Below are 19,943 nucleotides of genomic sequence, written 5' to 3' on the forward strand. Positions count from 1 at the left end.
TCGAAGGACGTGTTCTTCACCACGCTGTAATCCCGGATCCAGTCAACCCGACGACCCTGCGCACGCCAGAAACCCTCGGGATCCGAAACCGATTCGCCATAAAGACGCTCATAACCAGACGCATCAATATGCGCGCCAGAAATGAAATCGGCCGACGCGGAATAAGCGCCTGACGGCTGAGAAGTTGCTGACATATTGCCCCCCCCTGAGAAGTCTCTGTTTGATCACCCTCCGCGCTGGCGGAAGACCAGCCGGAAAGATCTCCAGCGCGCGGTAAACAAAACACATAACGCCCGCTAAGAAAACGATTTTTTTGTCAATTCATTTACACATTCTCCGTCTATGCTGTAAATTTCTTTGCTCTCGTATTAAGGATTCCTGACGCTGGCAGCGGTCTGGGGCCGACGGCCCGCAAGGCCGCGGCAGCCCGACAGGCCCCGACGGACCGGTCCGCAGGCCATCACAGGAAACGGGAAGGAACGTGAAGTCGCCGCCGTCGCGCGCGATGCATCACGGCACTACGGCCCGGCGATCCGCAGGCCGGACGGACCGCGGTCACAGCCCCGCCCCTGCGGCCATCCCTGCCGGGCGCGGCCTCAGTACCACATGTCGGCCACGGCCGCCTTGCGCCTTGCGATGAACTCCCGCAGCGCCTCGTCGATGCCCTGATCCAGCGGCGGCGCCTCGTATTCCGCAAGCCGCTTCTTCCACAGCCGGTTGGCGCGCGTCGCGGCATCGACCGACCCGTTCGCCTCCCATTTCTCGAAGGGCTCGTTATCCGCCGTCTCGCTGTCCCAGAAGGCCGTCTCGTAATGCGCCATGGTGTGGGAACAGCCGAAGAAATGGTTGCCCGGCCCCACCTCGGCAAAGGCATCGACGGCCAGTTGGTCGTCATCCACCTGCACGCCCTTCAGATAGGAATGCAGCGCCCCGCACAGGTCGGTGTCCAGCACGAATTTCTCGTAGGACATGGACAGAAGCCCGTCGAGGAACCCCGCCGAATGCAGGATGTAATTCGCCCCGCAATGCACGGCGGCCAGCATGGACATGGTCCCTTCCGTCATCGCCTGCGCGTCGGGCAGCTTGGAGGTGGTGAAATTCCCCGAACAGCGCAGCGGCAGGTTCAGCCGCCGCGCCAGTTGCCCGATCACCATCGACCCGATCGCAGGTTCCGGCGTGCCGAAGGTGGGGCTGCCCGACCGCAAACTCATCGACGACAGGAAGTTGCCGAAGACCACCGGCGCGCCCTTGCGCTCCAGCTGCGTCAACGCGCAGCCCGCCAGCGTCTCGGCCAGCGATTGGGCAATCGCCCCGGCCGATGTCACCGGCCCCATCGCGCCGCCAAGGATGAAGGGCACCAGCACCGTCCCCTGTCCCGCCCGGGCATATTCCCGCATCCCCCGCGTCATGGTCCCGTCCCAGACAAGGGGCGAGTTGACGTTGAAATTCCCCATGATGACGCAATTGTTCTCGGCAAACTCGCGGCCAAAGACGATGCGCGCCATCTCCACGCTGTCTGCCGCGCGTTCCGCCGCCGTGACCGATCCCAGAAAGGCGCGGTCGGAATAGCGGACATGGGCATAGACCATGTCCAGATGCCGCTTGTTCACCGCCACGTCGGTGGGTTCGCAGATCGTGCCGCCGGAATGGTGGAACCACGGGCTGGATTGGGCGAGCTTGATGAAATTCTCGAAATCCTCGATCGTCCCGAAGCGCCGCCCCTTGTCCAGATCCATGACAAAAGGGCTGCCATAGGCGGGGGCAAAGACCACGTTCTTCCCGCCGATGCGCACGTTGTTCGCCGGATTGCGCGCGAATTGCGTAAATTCCGCAGGGGCGGTCGCCACGATCTCGCGCAGCATGTCCTTTGGGAACTTCACGAGCGTCCCCTCGACATGCGCCCCCGCGCGCCGCCACAGCTCCAGCGCCTCGGGGTCGTCGCGGAATTCGATCCCCGTCTCGGCAAGGATGCGGTCGGCGGCGGCCTCGATCCTGATCAGCCCCTCCTCGCCCATCACGTCATAGGTGGGGATGCCCCGCACGATATAGGGCACATGCACCGCGCCATGCGCGCCGGAGGTGCGCTCCGCCCGCCGCGCCTCGCGCCCGCCGCCGCGCTTGCGCGACCGATCCCCGTCCCCGTCCATGACACCCCTCCTGCCAGACTGACCACGGCCAGCCTAGCAAGGGGCACCCGCCCGCGATGACCTGAAAACGACCTGCGGGCAGAATTTCCCTGCCCGCACCCGTGTCCCTGCCCGCACCCCGCCGTCAGGCCGCCCGCTCCGCCTCCCATTCCAGACCGGGGCGATAGCGCGCGGCGACCCTGCCCTGCTCCAGCACCAGCAGATGCAGCCAGCCGTTGTCGAACAGCGCGCGCACCCCGTCATGCCGCGCCAGCACATCCGCGATGGCCTCTTTCGGCGCCTCGACCATCACGGTCAGGCGCAGCGGATCATGCACCAGCCGCGCTCCGTCATGCACCGCCTGCCACGGCAGTCCGGCCCGCAGCCGCCCGCCATTGCCCTCGACCACCCCGATCCCGCCGGTCACGTTGTGGATCAGCTTGTTCCCCCCGCCAAAGGCTTCGGGCGCCACGGAAGACCCGTAATATTGCAGGCTGATCCAGCTTGCCACCACCACCGGCGCGGTCAGGATCAGCTCCAGCGTGGCAAAGCCCTGATCGTCCCGCCAGTCATAGCTGTTCAGGAAGACCCGCCCGCCCAGATCGGCCCCCGCCGTCACCGCCCGCGGCGCCGCGACAAAGGCCGCGCAGCCCGCCAGACCCCATTCCGGCCGCAACTCGGACCAGTCCAGCGCGCGCTTCGCCACCGTCGCCGCCGTCGCCCCGGGCAGCCGCGCCGCCCGTTCCGCCCGCGAAAAGGCACCGGCCTTCTCCAGCCAGCCCTTCACCTGCGCCAGCTCCCCCGCATGGGTCGCAGGCACCGCCCCGTCGTAAAGCCGCACGCGATCCGTCGTCGTCTCGTGCAGACCGGCGACAAAGACGGTGTCGGAAGGAACCGTAACCCCATGCCCCGCCAGCCCCGCCCGCGTTTCGGGATCGTTCAGCAGATCGGCCAGCAGCCGCGCCGATACCTCGCCCGTCTGCCCGCCGCAGGCCCCGCAGTGATAGGCGCTCTCATGCGGGTTGTTGGTCACCTGCGCCCCATGCCCCAGCAAAAGCACGACCCGCGCATGATCCCGCACCAGCCCCATCGCGCGCAGAACCGCCGCCCCCGTCGCGGCCTTGGCCCCCGCATCCGGCGCAGGCTCCAGCACCGGCGCGGGCCCTTCGGCCGCCTTCTGCCCCAGACCCAGCGCATCCTTGACCAGCTTCAACCCGTAGACCGGCCCCGCCGATTCAACAAAGGCAAAGGACGACACCGCCGCCTGCCGGAACCGGCCCCAGGCCCGTACGCCCCGCGCCGCGATCCGCGCAGCCTCTTCCGACACCGCATCCCCATGGCTCGCCGCCGTCAGCGCGGGGCGCAGCAGCACAGGCAGATGGCTGTCGGCCAATTCGCTCGCATGGGGGCGATGGGCGACGGGCAGGCCGAAGAAGCCCGCGAAACCCAGCGTTTCCACGCCTTCGGACTGCGCCTCCAGCGCGCGGCGGAACACCTCGGACCGCACATCGATGCAGAAGGCCGCCTGCACCACGGGCCGCGCGCCCGCCGCGAAACCGGCATCCGCCCCGCCCAGCCGCGCCGCCAGCCGCCGCTGATGCGCCCGCTCCGCCGCATCCTGCAACACCGCATCGACCGCCAGATCGACGCTTGGCGCGACCGGCACGGCATGGGCCGCGACCACCCCCGCCCAATCCGCCGCCACCTGCGGCACCACCGCCAGAATGGCCTCTTCCCAGACCAGCCGGATCGCCAGCAGATCGACCAGCGTCTCGTCGCTGCCCCCCGCCAGTTCCGCCTGCCACAGCAACCAGCGCGCATGCTGCGCCCAGCCGTCCAGATCCATCAGCAGCCGGTGGAAACAGGTCTCCGCCGCCGCATCGGTGATGCCCAGCCGCTCTGCCGCGCGCAGGATGGCGCGGTCCGCCGTATCGGGCGCCTCGGCCACATGGGCGCAGAACCCCGACAGCCCCGCGATCTCGGGCGTCAGGTCATGCGTCGCCCAGTCCCGCCACGCGGCAAAGGCCCCCCGCCCCGGCGCGGGCTGCCACAGCGCCTGCCCGCGGTCGAAATGCCCCGCCGCCCACAGGCCGAAGCACCGCGTCACCAGCGCGGGGAAATCCACCCCCGCCGCGCCCGCCGCCACCTCGGCCAGCGTGGGCAGCGCCACCGGAACCGGCGCCTCGGCCCGCATCCTGAGCTTCAGCAGCGCCAGATCGTTGGGCTTCACCGGACAGCGGCTTGCAATCAGCGCGGCCGCCAGATCGTCATCCGTGATCTCGCCCGCCGCCACCTTCGCCGCCAGCTCTGCGCGCGGTTGCGTCAGCCGCACCCCCGCCACCCGCGCCAGCCGCGCGGCAGCCGTGGGCAGGTCCTCGCCCGTCTGGCCCAGCAGCGGGTTCACCGCCACCGTGGCCGACAGCGGGAAGGAAGGCGGGATTGCCCGCGCCGCCGCCTCTGCCGCCGCCAGCAGACCCGACACCCGCGCCGGCGCAATCTGTGCATGTTTCAGGAACATCGCGTCTCTCCTCTTGCCCGTCGCCTCAGTTGGATTTCGCCGTCCGGAACCCGCCGATCAGCCGGTCCAGCACCGCGTTCAGATACAGCCCGTTCGCCAGATGCACCCGCAGCCCCGCCGCCGCCGGGTGATGTGCCCAGAGCGGGAACAGCGCCTGCGCCACCGCCACAAGGCCGAAGGACATCAGCGCCAGCACGATCAGCGCCCATTCCAGCGCACCGGGCACCGGCGGCTTGGGCAGTTCCGGCCCCCAGACCGCGCCCGCCGCCACATGCAGCCCGAAATAGGCCACCGCCGCCGCCAGTGACGCCACCGCCACCCGCCGCGTCAGCGCCCAGGGCGCGGCATCGGCCAGACCCTGCGCCACCAGATAGGCCACCCCGAAGATCAGGATCACACCCAGCGCCAGCGCCTGCGCCGATTTCGGCGCGGCCATCAGGCCAAAGCCCGTCGCCACCGCCGCATAAAGCAGGATCGCAATGGCAAAGGCCCGCCCCACCGCCTTCAGCCCCGGCACGGCCACCGGCCCCGGCTTGCGGACCGACGCCACCGCCACGACCGCGCCCCCCGAAGACAGGAAGGCATGCGCCTTGTACAGCGAATGCGCCACGATATGCAGCATCGCCAGCGCCCAGAGCCCCAGCCCGCATTGCAGCAGCATGAAGCCCATCTGCGCCACCGTGGACCAGGCCAGCGCCGTCTTGACCGCAGGCTGCGTCAGCATCACCGCCGCCCCGAACAGCGCCGTGAACCCGCCCAGCATCACCAGCGCCGCCATCGCCCCCGCGCTCTGCTGCACGACGCCCGCCAGCACGATCAGCATCACGCCGCCCGCATTGATGATCCCGGCATGGAGCAACGCCGACACCGGCGTCGGCGCCTCCATCACCTCGGTCAGCCAGCCATGCAGCGGAAAGGCCGCCGTCTTCAGCAGCGCCGCCAGAACCAGAGCCGCCACCCCCGCCTGACCCGCCACGGGCAGCCCACCCGCCGCCGCCTGCGCCAGCGCCTCCACCCCGACCGTGCCATAGGCCAGCCAGAACATCCCCGCCGCCGCCAGCAGCGCCAGATCCCCCGCGCCCCAGACCAGCGTGAATTTCGCCGCCGCCCGCCGCGCCTCGGCCCGCTCGGGATAGAACAGCAACAACTGCCGCAGCCCCGCCCCCACCGCGACAAAGGCCGCGACCATCACCCACAGGTTGCCCGCCTGCACCAGCACCAGCACCGCCGCCAGCACCGCCAGAAGCAGCCCGTGAAACGCGCCCTCGCGCGCCTCGCCATCCAGATAGCGCCGCGAATAGCGCAGCACGATCCAGCCGACAAAGGACACCAGCGCCGCCATCGTGACCCCCACGACATCCAGCCGCAGCGCCCCGAGCCAGACCCCCGCCTGCCCAAGCGCCACCTGCACCGCCGCCCCCGCCGCCAGCGCGACCGCCACCAGCGCCCCCGCCTCGGACGCCACGGGAACCCCCGCCGGTCGCCGCCCCGGGCGCATCGCCGCAAAAAGGGCAAGCGCCAGAAGCACAAGGGGCGACAGGAAGGTCAGCGGCGGCAGGGCATCCATGGCACGATCTCCGTTGAAAAGATGCCGACCAGATAGACCTTGCCTATCATCCAGAAAATTACATATTTTACGCTTTATCGTTCGTTTTGGTAGAATAATGGCCCAGATCAACCTGCATCACCTGCGCCTTTTCCGTGCCGTGGCGCTCGACGGCACGCTGACGGGGGCCGCGCGGCTGCTGAACCTGTCGCAATCCGCCCTCTCGACCCAGCTCCGCACGCTCGAGGCGACCTTGGGCCACGACCTCTTCGAACGCCGCGGCCGCGGGCTCGTGCTGACCGAGGCGGGGCGCATCGCGCTCGACCATGCCGAGGCGATCTTCCGCACCGCCGACGACCTGACCGCCACCCTGCGCGAAACCGGCGCCGCCCGCCGCGCGCTGCGCGTGGGGGCGCTGGCCACCCTTTCGCGCAACTTCCAGCTCCAGTTCGTCCGCCCCCTCCTCGGCCGCCCCGATGTCGAGGTGGTCCTCCGCTCCGGCACCCAGACCGAACTCCTGCGCGCCCTCGACGCCCTCGCCCTCGACGTGGTCCTGACCAACCTCCCCCCCGCACGCGAGGCGGGCAGCCCGTGGCTCGTCGACCGCCTTGCCGAACAGCCGGTCAGCCTGATCGGCACCCCCGCCCGCCTTGGCCCCGCACCGCGCGCCATGGCCGACATCCTCGCCACCGAACCGCTGGTCCTGCCCGTGCCCGAAACCGCCCTCCGCGCCGCCTTCGACGCGCTGACCACCCGCCTCGGCATCGTCCCGAACATCGCGGCCGAGGCCGACGACATGGCCATGCTCCGCCTTCTCGCGCGCGAGGATGCGGGTCTGGCCATCCTGCCCACCATCGTCGTGCGCGACGAACTGGCCGCCAGTTTGCTGGTCGAGGCCGCGCAACTTTCGGGCCTGACCGAAACCTTCTACGCCATCACCCGCGAACGCCGCTTTCCCAACCCGCTGCTCGCCGCCCTCCTGCGCGGCTAGCCATGCGCGGCCCCTTGCCGACGCGCAACAGCCAAAGGGCGATTTCCCGCCCGTTCCGGCCGCTCCGCTCCGGTTAATGAATTTCAATGCGCGAAACATTCCGTGATCGGCTATCCTGCCCCCATCGACTCGGAGGAGCACTGCCATGCCCAAGACCTTGCCGATCCCAAGACCCGTAGTGACCCGTCCCGCGACCTCGCGCCGTGAGGGGGCCAGCGCGGGGGCCATCGCGCTCTTTGCCGTGGCCTATATCGCCGTCCTCGGCATCCTCTTCGCCCCCGACGGCTTCTTCACCGAAAGCCCGACCACCCTCGTGGCGGACAGCGCCGACTGACCGGCCAACGGGGGCGACGCTGCCACAGCGCCGCCCCCGTTCCATCCGCGCCCCCAACCGCCGCTTGCCGCCCCTGCCGCCCTGATCTAATCAGGGCAGGCAAGACAAAGGCGGACCAATGCGCATCCTGATCACCAATGACGACGGCATCAACGCCCCCGGGCTCCAGGTGCTGGAGGAAATCGCCACCGCGATCGCCGGACCGGAAGGCGAGGTCTGGACCGTCGCGCCCGCCTTCGAACAATCCGGCGTGGGCCATTGCATCAGCTACACCCACCCCACGATGATCGCCAAACTCGGCCCGCGCCGCTTTGCCGCCGAAGGCAGCCCCGCCGATTGCGTCCTTGCGGGCATCTACGACGTGCTGCAGGGCGCCAAGCCCGACCTCGTCCTCTCCGGCGTGAACCGCGGCAACAACTCGGCCGAGAATGTGCTCTACTCCGGCACCATCGGCGGCGCGATGGAGGCGGCGCTGCAAGGCATCCCCGCCATCGCGCTCTCGCAATTCTTCGGGCCCGAGATGGACGGCCTGACCGACCCGTTCGAAACCGCCCGCACCCACGGCACCGCCACCGTCCGCGCCCTGCTGGACAAGGGCATCTGGACCGGCGACGACTACCGCACCTTCTACAACGTCAACTTCCCCCCCTTCCCCGCCGCGCGGGTCAAGGGGATGAAGGTCGCGGCACAGGGCTTCCGCCGCGACACCTCGTTCAGCGCCGAGGCACAGATTTCCCCCACCGGTCGCCGCTATCTCTGGATCAAGGGCGGCCCGCAGCAGACCCCCACCGCACCGGGCACCGATGCGGCGGTCAATCTCGACGGCTACATCTCCGTCACCCCCCTGCGCGCCGACCTGACGGCGCATGATCTCCTCTCCGATCTCGGGGCGCGGCTGGCATGACCGATCACGCGGACTTCGACGAAAATGACGGGTCCGCCGCCGCCGAACGCAAGATGCGCTTTCTCTATGCCCTCCGCTCGCGCGGCGTGACCGACACCCGCGTGCTCTCCGCGATGGAACGCATCGACCGCGGGCTTTTCGTCCGCGGCCTCTTCGCCGAACGCGCGTATGAGGACATGCCCCTTCCCATCGCCTGCGGCCAGACCATCAGCCAGCCCTCCATCGTCGGCATCATGACACAGGCGCTGGACGTCCAGCCCCGCGACAAGGTGCTCGAGGTTGGCACCGGCTCCGGCTATCAGGCCGCGATCCTGTCGCAGCTCGCCCGCCGCGTCTACACCGTCGACCGCCACCGCCGCCTCGTGCGCGAGGCGGACGAGATCTTCCGCGCCCTCGACCTGACCAACATCACCGCCATCACCGTCGACGGCAGCTTCGGCCTGCCCGATCAGGCCCCCTTCGACCGCATCATCGTGACCGCCGCCGCCGAAGACCCGCCCGGCCCCCTATTGGCGCAACTGAAAACCGGCGGTATCATGGTCGTGCCGGTCGGGCAGTCCGACACGGTGCAAAGCCTGATAAAGGTCACGCGCACCGAAACCGGTTTCGATTATGACGAGCTTCGCCCCGTGCGCTTCGTGCCGCTGGTCGAGGGACTCGGCACCGAGTGAATTCAACGGCTCCGGGCCATACCCGGACGACAGAGAGGCAATAGGCATGACGACCGGATTTTCCACGCTGCGCGTCCTTGGCCTGACCACGGCGCTCGCGGCGCTCTCGGCCTGCCAGGGCGGGGGCGGCAACATGATGTCCGACTTCGACTGGGACCTCCGCGGCGGCGCCAACACCCTCGACACGACCGAGGCCGCCCGTCAGGCCACCGCCGCCCGCCCGATGCCCGATGCCAACGGCATCATCTCCTATCCCGGCTATCAGGTCGCCGTCGCCCGCCGTGGCGACACCGTAGGCAGCGTCGCCGCCCGCACCGGCATCAGCGCGGGCGAACTGGCCAGCTACAACGCCATCCAGCCCGACGCCCCCCTGCGCGAGGGCGAGGTGCTCGCCCTGCCCCGCCGCGTCTCGGCCACGGGCGGCACCGCGGTGGCCAGCGGCGCGACCATCGGCTCGGGCACCGTCGCCTCGGCCCCCATCGCCACGGGCGGCGCGGTCAGCGTCACCTCCATCGCCACCACCGCGCTCGACCGCGTGCAATCGGCCCCCGCCACCACCACCGCAGCGGCCCCCGCCGCCGCCCCGAAACCCGATGACAGCGCGCTCGGCACCATGGCCCCGACGCGGCATCAGGTGAAGCGCGGCGAAACCGCCTTCTCCATCGCGCGGATGTACAACGTCTCGGCCCGCGCCCTGGCCGACTGGAACGGCCTCGGCCCCGACCTCGCGGTGCGCGAGGGGCAATATCTGATGATCCCCACCCCCACCGGCGCGCCCCCCGCAAAGCCCGTGGAAACCGTCACCGCGCCCGGCGCAGGCTCGCCCACACCCGAACCGCCCTCGGCCGCCAAACCGCTGCCGGATGAAGACACGCCCCCGGCGTCCGAAGCGGCCAAGGCCAAGCCCGCCTCGCCCGATCTGGGCGAACAGCGCACCACCGCCTCGGCCGCGCAATTCGCCATGCCCGCCGCGGGCAACATCATCCGCGGCTATGCCCCGCCCAAGAACGAAGGCATCGACATCGCCGCCCCCGCCGGCACGCCGGTCAAGGCCGCCGCGGCAGGCACCGTCGCCGCCATCACGCAGGACACCGCGCAGACCCCGATCATCGTCATCCGCCACGAAGGCGGCCTGCTGACGGTCTATGCGGGCGTCGCGGGCATCACGGTGAAAAAGGGCGACGCGGTGAAAAAGGGCCAGACCATCGCGAATGTCCGCTCCGGCAACCCGTCCTTCCTGCATTTCGAGGTGCGCCGCGGCGCCGCCAGCACCGACCCGATGCCCTTCCTGAAGTAAGGCAACTCAGGCCGGAAAGGGGGGTCAGAGCCTGACCCCCTCGCGCCCCGCCAGATCGCAGAAGAACTGCCACGCCACGCGGCCCGACCGGCCGCCACGCGTCGCCTGCCATTCGATCGCCTCGGCCCGCAGCCGCTCTGCCGGCACGTCCACGCCATGCGCCGCGCAATAGCCCGCGATCATCTCCAGATACTCGTCCTGCGAACAGGGGTGGAACCCCAGCCACAGCCCGAACCGGTCCGACAGCGACACCTTCTCTTCCACCGCCTCGGTGGAATGGATCGCCGCCTGCGTCTCGTTCTCGATCATATCGCGCGGCATCAGGTGGCGGCGGTTCGACGTGGCATAGAACACCACATTCTCCGGCCGCCCCTCGATCCCGCCATCCAGCACCGCCTTCAGGCTCTTGTAATGCTGGTCGTCATGGGAAAACGACAGATCGTCGCAGAACAGGATGAACCGCAGCGGCGCCGCCCCCCGCAACATCGCCAGAAGCCGCGCCACACTCGGCAGGTCCTCGCGGCTCAGTTCCACGATCTTCAGATCATGCCCCTCGGCCCGCACGGCCGCATGGACCGCCTTGACCAGCGAGGATTTCCCCATCCCCCGCGCACCCCAAAGCAACGCATTGTTGGCCGGAAACCCCGCCGCGAACTGCCGCGTATTGGCCAGCAGCGTATCGCGCGACCGGTCCACGCCGACCAGCAGCCCCACATCCACGCGGCTCACCCGCGCCACGGGCTCCAGCCGGTCGGGTCCGGTATGCCAGACAAAGGCCTCTGCCCCGAACTCCGGTGCCGCCAGCGCCGCAGGGGCCATCCGCTCCAGCGCCGCCGCGATGCGCGCCAAATCCGCCTCGCTCATCGCGTCAAACCTTGCCCGACCCTTCGGCCTCGTCCTCGTCCTCGTCGACCCACAGCCCCTCGGCCCGCAACTGCGCCTCGCGCGCCTTCTCGATACGCCGGATCAGGAAGATCGACACCTCGTACAGCGGATAGATCGCCGCAAACAGGATAAGCTGGCTCATCATGTCCGGCGGCGTCACCACCGCGGCAAGGATCACGATCAGCACGATCGCATAGCGCCGCATCCCGGCCAGCCCCTTCGACGTCACCAGCCCCGCCTTGCCCATCAGCGTCAGCAGCACGGGCAGCTGGAAACACAGCCCGAAGGCCATCACGAAACTCGTGGTCAGCGACAGGTACTGCTCCATCGACCCCTGGAAGACCACACCCGCAGGCGCGTCCGACGGAACCTCGCCCGTCACCGGATCGGTCACCATTCCCTGCTGGAAGCCCAGAAAGAAGTCAAAGGCGATGGGCAGCACGATGTAATAGGCAAAGGACGCCCCAAGGAAGAACATCACGGGCGACGCGACGAGGAAGGGCAGGAAGGCCTGCTTTTCCGACTTGTAAAGCCCGGGCGCCACAAAGCGCCACAACTGGTAGCCGATGATCGGGAAGGACAGCGCGAAGCCCCCCATGACCGAAATGCGGATGGCCACGAAAAAGCCCTCCTGCAACTTGATCAGCACCAGTCCGCAATCCTGCTCCCGCGCGGCCAGCGCATCGCAGATCGGCTGCGTCATGAAGTTGAAGATCGGGTTCCAGACCGAGAAACACGCGATCATGCAGACGACAAAGGCCGCCAGCGAATAGAGGATGCGGTTCCTGAGTTCCGTCAGATGCTCGATCAGCGGGGCCGAGCTGTCGTCGATGTCGTCGGTCTTGGCCGTCATGTCATTCCTCGCCGCCCGTCGTGTCGGCTGCTTTCTTGGCGCGCGGCTTGCGCGGGGGCTTGGGCTTGTCCGCCGGTGCCGCCACGGGCGCATCACCCGCCGATACCGCGCGCAGCTTTTCCGCCGCTTCCTTCGCGATGGCCTTGCGCTGCGCCTGCTTTTCGGCCAGCGCCGCCGTCGCGGGGCCCATGGACGCCGCCGGCGGTGCCGCCGCGACAGGTGCCGCCGCGGCCGCCTGCGCCGCTGCCTCCGCCGGGCTGACCGGCGGCAGATCGGCAGCCGCCGCCACAGGGGCCGCCGCCGCAGGGGCAGGCGTCACAGCCGGACGCATCGGGGCCGGAGCCGTGGGCTTGGCCGCATTCTTCAGCGGATCCCACTTCTCGAACTTGTCCGCCGCTGTCTTGACCGCATCCAGACCCATCGACCGCGGCGAGGCCACGTTCTTCAGATCCCGCGCCACGTCATCGACGCCGGTCTCCTTTGCCGCCTGCTCCATCGCACGGGAAAACTCCCGCGCCATCGACCGCGCCTTGGCCGTGAACCGCCCCAGCGTGCGGAACATCTCCGGCAGGTCCTTGGGCCCGATGACGATCAACGCCACCACCCCGATGACCAGAAGCTCGGTCCAGCCGATTTCCATTCGCGTCCCTCCGTTCGCCGACCGTCAGACCCCGTCAGGGGGCCATGCCCGCGATCAGACCTTGTCCTTGTCCGCCACCGGGGCCGCCGCCGTCGCGGGCGTCACGTCGCGCGCCGCATCCGCCGCTTCCTTCTCGATCTCGGCGGTGCCGTCATTCACGCCCTTCTTGAAGGCGGTGATGCCCTTGCCCACCTCGCCCATCAGGGCCGAAACCTTGCCCTTGCCGAACAGGACAAGGACCACCACCGCGATCAGAAGCAGGCCGGGCAGGCCGATATTGTTGAGCATGGCTCTCTCCATAGCATGGGCCGGGCCGGCCCCTTTGGCTTTCACTGCCCCGATGCATAAGCCCGCCCCCCGCCCCGCGAAAAGGGGGAAAGCCCTTTCCCCCGCGCTCTACTGACAGTATTTTGTCAGTTGCCCCTTCCGCAAGGCCCGCCCCCATGAAACGCGACGACCGCCTCTTCGACCTCATCCAGATCATGCGCGACGGCCGCCTGCACACCGCCGCCGAACTTGCCGCCGCGGTGGGCGTCTCTGTCCGCACCATCTGGCGCGACATGGGCGTCATGGCCAGCACCGGCCTTCCCGTCGAAGGAGAACGTGGGCTTGGCTACATCCTGCGCACGCCCCTGATGCTGCCGCCCACCCTGCTCACACAGGACGAACTGGACACGCTGGCCGAAGCCCTCCGCCACATCGCCGAGGATGACACCCACCCCCGCACCCGCCCCGCCCGCAGCCTGCTGACCAAGATCGCGACGCTGATGCCACAGGCAGGGATCGAGGCAGAGGGGTGAACTCTGCCAAGAGTTGCAGAACGTCAACCGCACCCTTAGCCTAGGGTTGCATGTGCAGAGTGCCGTACCAGTGACCCACGACATATTCCATCGCTACCTGACCCCGGGCAATCGACATGAACCGCAGCTCGTCCGCAAGACCGGCTTCGTCAAGGGGGGCAATGCACGGGTATTGGCGCACGGAAAACGGGTCAATGCATATGCTGGACCGCACGACCCCGCGCGCGACCATTACGAATTCAGCACACCGGTCAAGCCCAAGGTAAAGCTTGGCTTTGCCGATGGAAAGGTCGTCACAGGCGAGGTATACTGGCCGGAGGGATGGCCGGGCGTCGTTGACTTCCCTGCAGAGGACAAGGTCGGAATACCTGCCACCGTGACGAAGGATCCTTTGCCATGAAGGGTATAGTTGGCTTTCAGATCGCCACGGACTCCGGCGCTGGCCTAGGATCGGTCGACGCCGACGACTTGCTCGACACCATGAAGCGACTGGAGACGTCTGCAACCATCACGCGTTTCAGGCGTGACCAAAACCTTTCTCCGGTACGCTTCCTGCGCGATGGTCTCGGATTCTGGACTGGATTTGTTGCGCGGACGGTCAAAGGCCCGCTCATCATTGCTGCGTCTGAGAACCGGCCGCAGACGGGTGCATCGATCTGGGCTCCCCAACTCATGACGCTCCGTGATGCTGCCGCACTGGTGACACGTCTGGCGCAAGAGGGCGATCCGATGCTTTTCATGACGCCGGAAGGGCGCATGATCAAACCTGCAGACAGCAGCGCTGCCTATTACTCGATAAATCCGCCGCGTCGATAGCGGTACCGAACACCTGCCGTCACGGAAAAAACAGCGGCAGTCCGTCGTTTCTACCGCCCGCCCGTGCCGAACACGAAACACCGGTCCCGCCGGATCATCAGCCACAGCGCCGTGCCCGCCTTGGGCAGGAACACCCCCGGCACCGACGCGGTCAGCACCGACCCGTCATGGTCCATCCGGAAATCCACCAGCGACTCCCGCCCCAGATAGCGCGCCCGCTGCACCACGCCCCGCGCCGGCGTGCCGTCGGCGACCGTGGGATTGGGCCCCCGCCCGCCCCTGTCGAAATCGATCTTCAGATGCTGGGGCCGGATCACGATCTCGACCGCCGCCCCGTCCGCATGGCCGGGCGTGAGGAAGGCACCAAAGGGCGTGTCGGTCAGCGCCCCGCGACTGACGCCCCGGATCACGTTGATATCCGAAAAGAAGGCCGCCGCCGCCTTGTCCACCGGCGCGTTGTAGATGTTGTAGGGCGCGCCGCGCTGCACGATCCGCCCGCCCCGCATCAGCGCGATCTCGTCGGCCATCCGCATCGCCTCGTCCGGCTCGTGCGTGACCAGAAGGACCGCGGTCCCCTCTTCCTTCAACACCTCCAGCGTCGCATCGCGGATGCCGTCGCGCAGGCGGTTGTCCAGCCCCGAAAACGGCTCGTCCATCAGCATCACCCGCGGCCGCGGTGCCAGCGCGCGCGCCAGCGCCACCCGCTGCTGCTCGCCCCCCGACAACTCGTGCGGATGCTTGTCGCCATAACCCGCCAGATTGACCCGCTCCAGCAGGTCCCCCACCCGCCGCACCTTCGCCGCCTTCTCGCCCGTCAGGCCGAAGGCCACGTTCTGCGCGACAGTCAAATGCGGGAACAGCGCGAAATCCTGGAACATCAGACCGACCGACCGCCCCTCCGGCGGCACCTCGACACCTGCGCCAAAGACCGCCCGCCCGTCGATGCGGATCGCGCCCGAATCCGGCCGCTCCACCCCCGCGATCATCCGCAGCGTGGTGGACTTCCCGCATCCCGACGGCCCCAGAAGACAGGTCACCTGCCCCGCCGCCACCGCCAGCGACACGTCATCCACCACCGGCGCCCCCCCGAAAGACCGGCGCAGCCCCGTCACCTCAAGTCGCAGCGTCTCGGGCATGACTTTCCCTAGAAAATCCATCGGGAAATCCCCTATCAGCCCGCCTTGCATCCGGCAAGCGCCAGACCCGCCCGATTTTCCGTCCCGAAATATCCACGGCAGGTTGAACGGGCCGCAAGGACAAGAGGGGCGCGCCTGCGCCCCCCTGCCTGCCCCGCAGCACGCGCAGGCTCAGATCGTGGCCAGCGTTGCCCCGCCATCCAGCAGGATGTTCTGCCCCACGATGAATCCCGCATGGACCGAACACAGGAAGGCGCAGGCCGCCCCGAACTCCTCCACCGTGCCATAGCGCCGCGCGGGGATCGTCGCCTCGCGCTTGGCCCGCGCCTCCTCCAGCGTGATGCCTTCCGCCTTCACCACGCCCTGATCCAGCGACACCGCCCGATCCGTCGCATGGATGCCGGGCAGCAGGTTGTTGATCGTTACGCCATGCGGTGCCACCTGCCGCGAGGTGCCCGCGACGAACCCCGTCAACCCCGTCCGCGCCGTATTCGACAGGCCCAGCACCGCCACGGGTGCTTTGACCGACTGGCTGGTGATATTGACCACCCGCCCCCAGCCCCGCTCCATCATCGCGGGCAGCAGCGCCTGCATCAGGGCGATGGGCGTCAGCATGTTGGCATCCAGCGCCTTGATGAAATCGTCCCGCGTCCAGTCCGACCACATGCCGGGCGGCGGCCCGCCCGCGTTGGTGACAAGGATATCCACCCCCGCCGCCGCCGCCAGCACCTCGGCCCGCCCCGCCTCGGTCGTCACATCGGCGGCCACGGTCACCACCTGCACCCCGTGCGCCGCACGGATCGCCGCCGCCGTCGCCTCCAGCGCCTCCGCCCCCCGCGCATTCAGCACGAGGTCAACCCCTGCCGCCGCCAGAGCCTCGGCACAGCCGCGCCCCAACCCCTTGGACGACGCACAGACCAGCGCCCGCTTTCCCCTGATCCCCAGATCCATCACGCATCTCCCCTTGTGCTTCAACCGAATGCCTAGCGCCCCGCCCTGCCGACGGCAACCCTGCCACACCAGTGGACGAAAGCCCCGCTTTCGGCTACACGCCCGCCCATGTTGGACAATCGCCCCACCCTTCCGCCCGAAATCGCCCGCCGCCGGACCTTTGCGATCATCTCGCACCCCGACGCCGGCAAGACCACGCTCACGGAAAAGTTCCTCCTCTTCGGGGGCGCGATCCAGATGGCAGGGCAGGTGCGCGCCAAGGGCGAGGCGCGGCGCACGCGCTCCGACTTCATGAAGATGGAACAGGAACGCGGCATCTCCGTCTCGGCCTCGGCCATGTCCTTCGACTACCGCGAATACCGCTTCAACCTCGTCGATACCCCCGGCCACTCGGACTTTTCCGAAGACACCTACCGCACGCTCACGGCGGTGGATGCCGCCATCATGGTGATCGACGGCGCCAAGGGCGTGGAATCCCAGACGCAGAAACTGTTCGAGGTCTGCCGCCTGCGCGACCTGCCGATCCTGACCTTCTGCAACAAGATGGACCGCGAATCCCGCGACACCTTCGACATCATCGACGAGATCCAGCAGAACCTCGCCATCGACGTGACCCCCGCCTCATGGCCCATCGGCATGGGCCGCGACTTCCTCGGCGCCTATGACCTGCTGCATGACCGGCTGGAGATCATGGACCGCGCCGACCGCAACCGCGTGGCGGAATCCGTGCAGATCAACGGCCTCGACGACCCGAAACTCGCCGACCACGTCCCCGCCGACCTCCTCGCCAAACTCCGCGAAGAGGTCGAGATGGCGCGCGAACTCCTGCCCGCCTTCGACCGCGCCAGCTTCCTCAACGGCTCCATGACGCCCATCTGGTTCGGCTCGGCCATCAATTCGTTCGGGGTGAAGGATCTGATGGACGGCATGGGCGAATACGGCCCCACGCCCCAGCCGCAGAAGGCCGCCGAACGCCAGATCGCCGCCGACGAGAAACCCGTCACCGGCTTCGTCTTCAAGGTGCAGGCCAACATGGACCCGAAACACCGCGACCGCGTGGCCTTCGTCCGCCTCGCCTCGGGCCATTTCGAACGCGGCATGAAACTGCTGCATGTCCGCTCCAAGAAACCCATGGCCGTGTCCAACCCCGTCCTCTTCCTCGCCGCCGACCGCGAACTGGCCGAAGAGGCATGGGCGGGCGACATCATCGGCATCCCGAACCACGGCCAGCTCCGCATCGGCGACGCCCTGACCGAGGGCGAGGCGCTGCACTTCACCGGCATCCCCTCCTTCGCGCCGGAGCTGCTGCAAGGCGTCCGCGCGGGCGACCCGATGAAGGCCAAGCACCTTGAAAAGGCCCTGATGCAATTCGCCGAGGAAGGCGCCGCCAAGGTCTTCAAACCCATGATCGGCTCGGGCTTCATCGTGGGCGTCGTGGGTGCCCTGCAATTCGAGGTTCTGGCCAGCCGGATCGAACAGGAATACTCCCTCCCCGTCCGCTTCGAGCCCTCGCAATTCACCTCCGCCCGCTGGGTCGCAGGCCCCAAGGCCGAGGTGGAGCGGTTCGTCAACGTCAACAAGGGCCACATCGCCACCGACAATGACGGCGACATGGTCTATCTCACGCGCCTGCGCTGGGATATCGACCGGGTAGAGCGGGACTATCCCGAGTTGAAACTGACCGCGACCAAGGAAATGATGGTCTGACGGCACGGCGGGATTTGACGCAAACCCCGCGCCGAAATCTGACGCAGATTTCGGCCCCCGCCCGACGGCCCCACAGCGAAATCTGCGTCAGATTTCGCCGCGATTTCTGCGTCAGAAATCGCTCCGGCGCCGGCAAACTGCTCCGCAGCATGGATTACCGCGCAAATGCGCCCGATCCGGCATCACCCACCCGCCCCGGGCTTGACCCGGGGCCTCTGCCACGGCTTCCATCACCCCGAACACCCAGAGGTTCCGGGTCAAGCCCGGGACGCGGACATCCACACCACCCGCCATGCCCCGCCCCAACCGCATCCAGCCCGACGGAACCTTCCTCGCCACCCCCGCCCGCGGCGGCTTCATGGGCAATCGCGGCTGCCTGCACGATTCCACCGGCACCATCCGCCGCCGCCATCAGGGAAAACTCTGGATCACCTGCACCCTGCGCGAAAAGCCCTCTCGCGGGCCCGTGCCGCAGGCGACCCCGGGCCGCTACACGCCCCTCTTCTTCCATGACGAAGCCGTGGCCGCCGCCGCAGGCCACCGTCCCTGCGCCGAATGCCGCCGCGCCGCCTATGACGATTTCCGCGCCGCATGGACCCGCGCCTTCCGCACCACGCCCAAGGCCACCGAGATCGACGCCATCCTCCACACAGCCCGCCTCGACCCCGCAACCCGCAGCCAGCGCCGCCACATCGCCGAACTCGACAGCCTGCCCGACGGGGCCTTCCTCCTCTGGCAGGGCCAACCCCACCGCGTGGCGGGCAACAGGCTTCACCCCTTCACACCCGCAGGCTACACGGCACCCCTCCCGCGCCCGCAGGGCGATGTGACCGTCCTCACCCCGGAACCGCTGATCCGCGTGATACAGAACGGCTGGCAGCCCCTCCTCGACCCTGCCCTCGACCGCCCGAACTGGTAGCGCCGACCTACCCCTTCGCAGCCGCCGCCTTCAGATACGCCGCCTTCGCCCGCCGGTTCAGCGCCCGCCGCACCCGTGGCGCCACGAACAGCACCATCCCCGACAGCCCGAACACCACCAGCGCCCCCGCCGCGATATCGGCAAGCCACGACCCGAACCCCGACCCGACCCAGCCCCTCTCGTGGATCGACGACAGCACCCGCCCCCAGCGGACGCGCGTATGCAGCCGCGTCCCGTCCGGCGCATAGGTCCGCGTCGCATAGCGCGAATTGACCCAGCCATACCCCGTCCGGCGGTCCACGATCACATAATGGCTGCCCGCATCAAAGGTATAGACATGCCGGTCGTGGAACTCGTCCTCCGCATCGTCCAGCTCCAGCCGCATCCCCGGCGCCAGAACCGCCGCGATCCCCTGCGCCGCCGCCTCGTCCACCGCCCTTGCCTGCGGCGCACCGTCGAACAGCGCCGCATCGTAATGCTCGGTCTGCGGAAACAGCGACAGCACCAGATCGGCGTGATTCATGTAAAGCCCCGTGAACCCCGCCGCCACGACCCATGGCAGGATCACCACCCCCAGCCAGGAATGCAGGGCCTTCAACACGCGTTCGACAGACATGGACCGGCACTCTCCGCTCGACAGGGCTGACGCCACCCTGCCCCCCTCCCGCGCGCCGCGCCATAGGACAACGGGTCCATCTCCCCTGCCTCCAACCAAGGTTTACCCGCCATCCTTGACCCACCGGCAGATTTCGGCTAAGCGCGAGCCGAGGCTTACGGGCCTTCTACCGACGCCGGGGCGCCCGGACAGCAGCGTCCCTACATCCCATGCGGGCCGATCCCGCATCGTTC

The 19,943-nt window shown here is 68.4% G+C and carries 21 protein-coding genes; 10 read left to right on the plus strand and 11 right to left on the minus strand.

Annotated elements, in window-relative coordinates; all coding sequences use genetic code 11:
* From GU927_RS12015 to GU927_RS12030, 4 genes are all read right to left on the minus strand, one after another.
* Positions 1–194 (minus strand): acetyl-coenzyme A synthetase N-terminal domain-containing protein (locus GU927_RS12015; protein ID WP_161762696.1); only part of this gene is annotated, 194 nt, incomplete at its 3' end.
* Positions 195–596: 402 nt separating this feature from the next.
* Positions 597–2,147 carry a trimethylamine methyltransferase family protein gene (locus GU927_RS12020; RefSeq protein ID WP_161762697.1) on the minus strand — a complete coding sequence of 517 codons (1,551 nt, stop codon included), beginning with the start codon at positions 2,145–2,147 and terminating at the stop codon, positions 597–599.
* Positions 2,148–2,271: 124 nt separating this feature from the next.
* Positions 2,272–4,644, minus strand: coding sequence for a YbcC family protein (locus GU927_RS12025; protein ID WP_161762698.1), 2,373 nt, complete (start codon positions 4,642–4,644; stop codon positions 2,272–2,274).
* Positions 4,645–4,669: 25 nt separating this feature from the next.
* Positions 4,670–6,211 carry a proton-conducting transporter transmembrane domain-containing protein gene (locus tag GU927_RS12030; RefSeq protein WP_161762699.1) on the minus strand — a complete coding sequence of 514 codons (1,542 nt, stop codon included), beginning with the start codon at positions 6,209–6,211 and terminating at the stop codon, positions 4,670–4,672.
* A gap of 97 nt (positions 6,212–6,308) precedes the next feature.
* Here GU927_RS12030 and GU927_RS12035 point away from each other — a divergent pair, with 97 nt between their 5' ends.
* From GU927_RS12035 to GU927_RS12055, 5 genes are all read left to right on the plus strand, one after another.
* Positions 6,309–7,181: a LysR family transcriptional regulator gene (locus tag GU927_RS12035; protein WP_161762700.1), complete on the plus strand. Its 873-nt coding sequence runs from the start codon at positions 6,309–6,311 to the stop codon at positions 7,179–7,181.
* Positions 7,182–7,326: 145 nt separating this feature from the next.
* A complete protein-coding gene (locus GU927_RS12040) occupies positions 7,327–7,515 on the plus strand; it encodes a hypothetical protein (protein ID WP_161762701.1) in 189 nt (62 codons plus the stop codon).
* Positions 7,516–7,633: 118 nt separating this feature from the next.
* Entirely contained in the window at positions 7,634–8,419 is a 786-nt protein-coding gene (gene surE / locus GU927_RS12045) for a 5'/3'-nucleotidase SurE (protein ID WP_161762702.1), read from the plus strand.
* A complete protein-coding gene (locus GU927_RS12050; RefSeq protein ID WP_161762703.1) occupies positions 8,416–9,090 on the plus strand; it encodes a protein-L-isoaspartate(D-aspartate) O-methyltransferase in 675 nt (224 codons plus the stop codon). Before surE ends, GU927_RS12050 begins: the two co-directional genes overlap by 4 nt.
* A gap of 46 nt (positions 9,091–9,136) precedes the next feature.
* Positions 9,137–10,387, plus strand: coding sequence for a peptidoglycan DD-metalloendopeptidase family protein (locus GU927_RS12055; protein ID WP_217765614.1), 1,251 nt, complete (start codon positions 9,137–9,139; stop codon positions 10,385–10,387).
* A 24-nt stretch (positions 10,388–10,411) separates the two neighbouring features.
* Here GU927_RS12055 and GU927_RS12060 read toward each other — a convergent pair whose 3' ends face one another.
* Genes GU927_RS12060 through GU927_RS12075 form a run of 4 tightly spaced genes read right to left on the minus strand, consistent with a single transcriptional unit; the run spans position 10,412 to position 13,053 of the window.
* Positions 10,412–11,251, minus strand: coding sequence for an ATP-binding protein (locus GU927_RS12060; protein WP_161762704.1), 840 nt, complete (start codon positions 11,249–11,251; stop codon positions 10,412–10,414).
* A gap of 4 nt (positions 11,252–11,255) precedes the next feature.
* A complete protein-coding gene (gene tatC, locus GU927_RS12065) occupies positions 11,256–12,125 on the minus strand; it encodes a twin-arginine translocase subunit TatC (protein WP_161762705.1) in 870 nt (289 codons plus the stop codon).
* Between the two features lies 1 nt (position 12,126).
* The gene (gene tatB, locus GU927_RS12070; RefSeq protein ID WP_161762706.1) at positions 12,127–12,765 is read right to left on the minus strand and encodes a Sec-independent protein translocase protein TatB; all 639 of its coding nucleotides are present in this window, start codon (positions 12,763–12,765) and stop codon (positions 12,127–12,129) included.
* A 54-nt stretch (positions 12,766–12,819) separates the two neighbouring features.
* Positions 12,820–13,053: a twin-arginine translocase TatA/TatE family subunit gene (locus tag GU927_RS12075; protein WP_161762707.1), complete on the minus strand. Its 234-nt coding sequence runs from the start codon at positions 13,051–13,053 to the stop codon at positions 12,820–12,822.
* A 155-nt stretch (positions 13,054–13,208) separates the two neighbouring features.
* Here GU927_RS12075 and GU927_RS12080 point away from each other — a divergent pair, with 155 nt between their 5' ends.
* The 3 genes from GU927_RS12080 to GU927_RS12090 all read left to right on the plus strand — a co-directional run bounded on the left by GU927_RS12080 (position 13,209) and on the right by GU927_RS12090 (position 14,381).
* A complete protein-coding gene (locus GU927_RS12080; RefSeq protein ID WP_161762708.1) occupies positions 13,209–13,565 on the plus strand; it encodes a helix-turn-helix transcriptional regulator in 357 nt (118 codons plus the stop codon).
* 70 nt (positions 13,566–13,635) lie between these two features.
* On the plus strand, positions 13,636–13,965 hold the full coding sequence (locus GU927_RS12085; RefSeq protein WP_161762709.1) for a hypothetical protein: 330 nt from the start codon (positions 13,636–13,638) through the stop codon (positions 13,963–13,965).
* Positions 13,962–14,381: a hypothetical protein gene (locus GU927_RS12090; RefSeq protein WP_161762710.1), complete on the plus strand. Its 420-nt coding sequence runs from the start codon at positions 13,962–13,964 to the stop codon at positions 14,379–14,381. The genes GU927_RS12085 and GU927_RS12090 overlap by 4 nt, the downstream gene beginning before the upstream one ends.
* 50 nt (positions 14,382–14,431) lie before the next feature.
* Here GU927_RS12090 and GU927_RS12095 read toward each other — a convergent pair whose 3' ends face one another.
* Both GU927_RS12095 and GU927_RS12100 read right to left on the minus strand, forming a co-directional pair.
* The gene (locus GU927_RS12095; RefSeq protein WP_161762711.1) at positions 14,432–15,517 is read right to left on the minus strand and encodes an ABC transporter ATP-binding protein; all 1,086 of its coding nucleotides are present in this window, start codon (positions 15,515–15,517) and stop codon (positions 14,432–14,434) included.
* Between the two features lie 171 nt (positions 15,518–15,688).
* The gene (locus GU927_RS12100; RefSeq protein ID WP_161762712.1) at positions 15,689–16,468 is read right to left on the minus strand and encodes an SDR family oxidoreductase; all 780 of its coding nucleotides are present in this window, start codon (positions 16,466–16,468) and stop codon (positions 15,689–15,691) included.
* Positions 16,469–16,576: 108 nt separating this feature from the next.
* Here GU927_RS12100 and GU927_RS12105 point away from each other — a divergent pair, with 108 nt between their 5' ends.
* Entirely contained in the window at positions 16,577–18,175 is a 1,599-nt protein-coding gene (locus GU927_RS12105) for a peptide chain release factor 3 (protein ID WP_161762713.1), read from the plus strand.
* Positions 18,176–18,467: 292 nt separating this feature from the next.
* A complete protein-coding gene (locus tag GU927_RS12110; protein ID WP_161762714.1) occupies positions 18,468–19,094 on the plus strand; it encodes a hypothetical protein in 627 nt (208 codons plus the stop codon).
* Positions 19,095–19,101: 7 nt separating this feature from the next.
* Here GU927_RS12110 and GU927_RS12115 read toward each other — a convergent pair whose 3' ends face one another.
* Entirely contained in the window at positions 19,102–19,710 is a 609-nt protein-coding gene (locus tag GU927_RS12115) for a PepSY-associated TM helix domain-containing protein (RefSeq protein ID WP_161762715.1), read from the minus strand.
* Positions 19,711–19,943: the final 233 nt, after the last annotated feature.

This window comes from Paragemmobacter amnigenus (genome assembly GCF_009908265.2).
GTDB classification, from domain to species: domain Bacteria; phylum Pseudomonadota; class Alphaproteobacteria; order Rhodobacterales; family Rhodobacteraceae; genus Paragemmobacter; species Paragemmobacter amnigenus.